The 4,189-nt window shown below is 45.5% G+C and carries 3 protein-coding genes and 1 riboswitch; all 3 genes read left to right on the forward strand.

All coding sequences use genetic code 11. The features are described 5' to 3' along the window. The first annotated feature begins 114 nt into the window (after positions 1 to 114). Entirely contained in the window at positions 115 to 900 is a 786-nt protein-coding gene (locus BLR76_RS11280) for an SDR family oxidoreductase (RefSeq protein WP_091268987.1), read from the forward strand. A gap of 374 nt (positions 901 to 1,274) precedes the next feature. Next, positions 1,275 to 1,778 (forward strand): nucleoside 2-deoxyribosyltransferase, encoded by a 504-nt coding sequence (locus tag BLR76_RS11285; protein WP_091268989.1) that lies wholly within the window; start codon positions 1,275 to 1,277, stop codon positions 1,776 to 1,778. Positions 1,779 to 1,967: 189 nt separating this feature from the next. Further along, positions 1,968 to 2,135: riboswitch (Lysine riboswitch) on the forward strand. A gap of 76 nt (positions 2,136 to 2,211) precedes the next feature. Continuing rightward, complete coding sequence (locus BLR76_RS11290; RefSeq protein WP_091268991.1) at positions 2,212 to 3,942, forward strand: Na+/H+ antiporter NhaC family protein; 1,731 nt, start codon at positions 2,212 to 2,214, stop codon at positions 3,940 to 3,942. Positions 3,943 to 4,189: the final 247 nt, after the last annotated feature.

Raw genomic sequence — 4,189 nt, forward strand, 5'->3', positions numbered from 1 at the left:
CGATAAATGAGGGAGGGGCAAGTGTTTTTTGTCTTTTCCTTGATAGAACAACGGTTATAGACCTTTAAGAACAAAAAAATTTGACAGTAACTGTTTTCTGCAGGGAGGATATTTATGGATTTAAAGTTGAATGGGAAAAATGCATTAGTCCTGGCGTCAAGCACGGGACTTGGAAAAGCTGTCGCAATGGAATTGGCCAAAGAAGGGGCCAATGTCATGCTGACGAGTCGAAGTAAGGATAAATTGATTGAAGCCAAAAAAGAAATCGACCGGGTAGCCACAGGTCAGGTTGATTTTATGGTATCTGATCTGACTGATCTCACATCAATTAAGGATCTGGTCGAAGTGACACGAAAGACATTCGGGAAAATCAATATCCTGGTCAACAACACCGGTGGCCCATCAGCAGGTTCATTCGATGATCTGGATGATGCGGAATGGAACAAGGCTTTTAACCTGACTTTGAACAGTTACATCAGAACGATTCGAGAAGTTCTGCCGGATCTGAGAGAAACCAGAGGACATATTCTGAATAATACTTCTTCTTCAGTGAAACAGCCGATAGACGGACTGCTTCTGTCTAACGTATTCAGAATGGGGGTCCAGGGCTTGTCTAAAAGCTTATCTCAGGAGCTGGCCAGAGATGGCATCATGGTCAACACCATTGGAGCGGGGCGCATTGAAACAGATCGTCTCACCGAACTGGACAGCAAGCGTGCAGAACGCGAAGGGAGATCACTAGAAGACGTTCACCAGTCGATCGAAAACCAGATTCCAGCCGGCCGATACGGTAAACCCGAAGAATTTGCCAAGATGGCAGCCTTCCTGGTTTCTGGCGTCAACACCTATGTCTCAGGACAGACCATCCTTGTCGATGGAGCAATGAGCAAGTCGTATTAGCAGGATAAATAGACTAGAGACCCGTTTTTTCATTAATGAAGACGGGTCTTTTCTATATGTTGAGAATCTGAAAACACGCTCTAGTTCAGAATAGGTTTATCGATTGAACTCCACTCATAGACTATGAAAATAAAGTTTACATGAGTCATCCCTATCTGAACTCGACTCGATCCCGGTACAGTTTAGTTCAGCCGCTCATCTCCTCGCTGAACTCGATTCAAACAGAGGAATAAGGCAGTTCACGTCGGAAAAATGTGTTAAACTAGAGTGAAACGGAATTATAAAAAGGCTGGAGGCCCCGACCTGTTTCACAGTACAAGGTCTTAACACATTTCTTAAAACAAATTCAGCCGAAAAAGGAAAGGACTAGTCAAATGACCAAACACCTATATTTCGCCTCGCCGCTGTTCACTGAAATGGAGCAGCACTACAATACATACGTCGTCAATAAAATCAGAGAAGCATTTGAGGAAAATATTGACGTCTATCTGCCTCAGGAGAACGCGGCGATCAATGACAAGAGCAACTATGCCAGCAGCATCCAGATCGCCGATGGAGACAATGCCTACTTGAAAAAAGCCGACATCTTAGTTGCTGTACTCGACGGCGTCACAGTCGATGCCGGAGTCGCGTCAGAAATCGGCTACTTCTATGCACTGGACAAACCGATCATAGGCATCTACACCGATATTCGACAAGGAGCAGGAAACAATAAAGAGAAAATTGAGGCACTGGATGAAATAGCCGAGTCCCCATTCTCATATATCAATCTCTACACAGTTGGTCTGGTCAAGCAGAGGGGGCAGGTGGTCAGCAGCAGTGACGATCTGGTCGACAAGCTGAAGGAATGGATGACAAATGATCAGAAATCAGTCTAAGAACAACCTGACTGTTCTCCAGAATGAAAGTCAAGCAAGATTAATCTTGTGTTCAATAATGTGGACAGACCGCTGCCGGTCTGTCTTACCAATGAAAAAACGTTTTCTGAGTCATTACTCATCAGAATTAATAAAAGTCCGGTTGAAAAACATGCTGGAAACGTGTAGACTAATAAGCGTTGTATAAATAGAAAAGATAGAGGCGCAAAGAAAAAGAGTACGGACTGAGAGGGGACACCCATTGACCAGTCACGAAAGGGTTCTTTGCCGAAGGATATCAGGTGGCTGACCTGTTCTCCTGGGCATACGTTTAACAGGCGTATGACTGTCACGGTAACGTGGAGCACTATCCTAGTCAATGTTTTTCAAGCATTCAGGGGCGTGTTCCTGGGTGCTTTTTTCTATTTATAAATAATAGAAATGGAGACATATCATGAAAAGAAAATTACAATGGTTTATATTAATCGGTCTAGTCAGCTTTAGCTTTATCCCCAGCACCGTATCTGCAGCTGAAACAGGAGGGAGCATGGCTTCAAGACTTGGAGCAGTCACACTGATTCCGCCTCTGGTTGCGATCGCTTTGGCTTTCCTTACAAAAAATGTGGTCCTGTCACTGTTTCTGGGTATTTTTTCCGGAACGATCATTGCTCAGTATGCAGGAGGAGCAAATATCCTGACCGGCATCATTTTCGGATTTACGGATATCATTGATTACATCCTGAACTCACTGGCTGATCCCTGGAATGCGGGAATCATTCTACAGGTTCTGGTTATCGGGGGGCTGATTGCTCTAATCACCAGTTCTGGTGGCGCTCGAGCGATCGCCGAAGCTCTGGCTAAAAAGGCTAAAGGACCGAAAAGCACTCAGCTGATCACATGGACTCTGGGTCTCCTGATCTTCTTTGATGATTACGCCAATGCGCTTATAGTCGGACCGATCATGCGTCCAGTTTCAGATAAAATGAAGATTTCCCGCGAACGTCTGGCTTTCTTGATCGATGCTACAGCCGCACCAATTGCCGGGATTGCTCTGATTTCTACCTGGATCGGCTATGAAGTCGGACTAATCAATGATGCCTATCTGTCGATCGGACAGGAAGTGAATGCCTATGGCGTCTTCCTTCAGACGATTCCATACCGCTTCTACAATATTCTGATGCTCTTTTTCGTTGTTCTGACCTCAATGACTCTACGTGAGTTCGGTCCAATGAAAAAAGCTCAGGAACGTGCACGAGATACACATCAACTGATCGCTCAAGGAGCAACGCTTGAGAGTGAGGAAGAAGAACTGGAAGTTGTAGCCAAGGGTACTCCATCGATCTGGAGTGCGCTTATTCCAATCGGTGCATTGATTTTATTCAGTTTTATCGGTTTCTACACAGACGGGCGTCAGGCTATTCTAGCTTCAGACAACACTGCACTTATTCAGACTGTTCAGAATGCTCCTTTCTCATTTGTTACATTAAGAGAAACATTTGGTGCATCTGATGCATCTGTCGTCCTGTTCCAGGCTGCACTGATCGCCAGCATTATTGCCCTTGTAATGGGTGTCATTAAAGGTCATTTCAGTTTTGGCAAAGGAATCGATATCTGGGTATCCGGAATGAAGACCCTTATGATCACTGGTGTCATATTATTGCTGGCCTGGTCTCTTTCAGGCGTAATGGGTGAACTTGGAACGGCAGACTACCTTGTGTCGCTGTTAAGTGATACACTTCCGGCATTCCTGCTGCCGACAGTCATCTTCCTTCTAGGAGCTGTTATTTCATTTGCGACAGGGACGTCATACGGTACAATGGGTATCCTGATGCCGCTGGCTATTCCTCTGGCAACTGCTATGGATCCTGGAAATGCCGACTTCATCGTTATGTCGGCTGGAGCCGTTCTGACCGGTGCAATCTTTGGGGACCACTCTTCACCGATTTCAGATACGACCATTCTATCGTCAATGGGAGCAGGGTCGAATCTGCTCGACCACGTCAAGACACAGCTGCCTTATGCAATTGCCATAGCGGTCGTTTCCGTTTTATTCGGCTATCTGCCAACTGCATTCGGAATGAATGTCTTTATCGTCCTGCCGATCGGTTTTCTGGCCGTTATTGCTGTAGTCTTTCTGTTGGGTAAAAAAGTCGATACGATGCAACCTGAACATACTGACAAATAAAGCATAGTAAATTCTGTTGAGACTCCCACGGCTAAAGCCGCAAGCCCGAACCTTTCGGTTTGACGGGTGGGATTCTTGAGTGCTTGTACGAACGCAGTCCATTTCTGTTTTGTTCAAGCCTCAAGGTGAGGGCATCTCATTGCCCCTCCTAAGACAGTGCATATAGCATCTTAGGCTGGTTAACTGTGACCGTCAACCACAGGTGCATAGCGAATATTCATTGCACCAACGATATCCCTGTGTTTTT

The sequence above is a fragment of the Alkalibacterium thalassium genome (assembly GCF_900101165.1).
In the GTDB taxonomy this organism is placed as follows: Bacteria; Bacillota; Bacilli; order Lactobacillales; family Carnobacteriaceae_A; genus Alkalibacterium; species Alkalibacterium indicireducens.

What these genes read in the sequence shown, in the direction of transcription:
- BLR76_RS11280 (WP_091268987.1), top strand. Translation starts at nt 115, where the DNA reads ATGGATTTAAAGTTGAATGGGAAAAATGCATTAGTCCTGGCGTCAAGC.
- BLR76_RS11285 (WP_091268989.1), top strand. Translation starts at nt 1,275, where the DNA reads ATGACCAAACACCTATATTTCGCCTCGCCGCTGTTCACTGAAATGGAG.
- BLR76_RS11290 (WP_091268991.1), top strand. Translation starts at nt 2,212, where the DNA reads ATGAAAAGAAAATTACAATGGTTTATATTAATCGGTCTAGTCAGCTTT.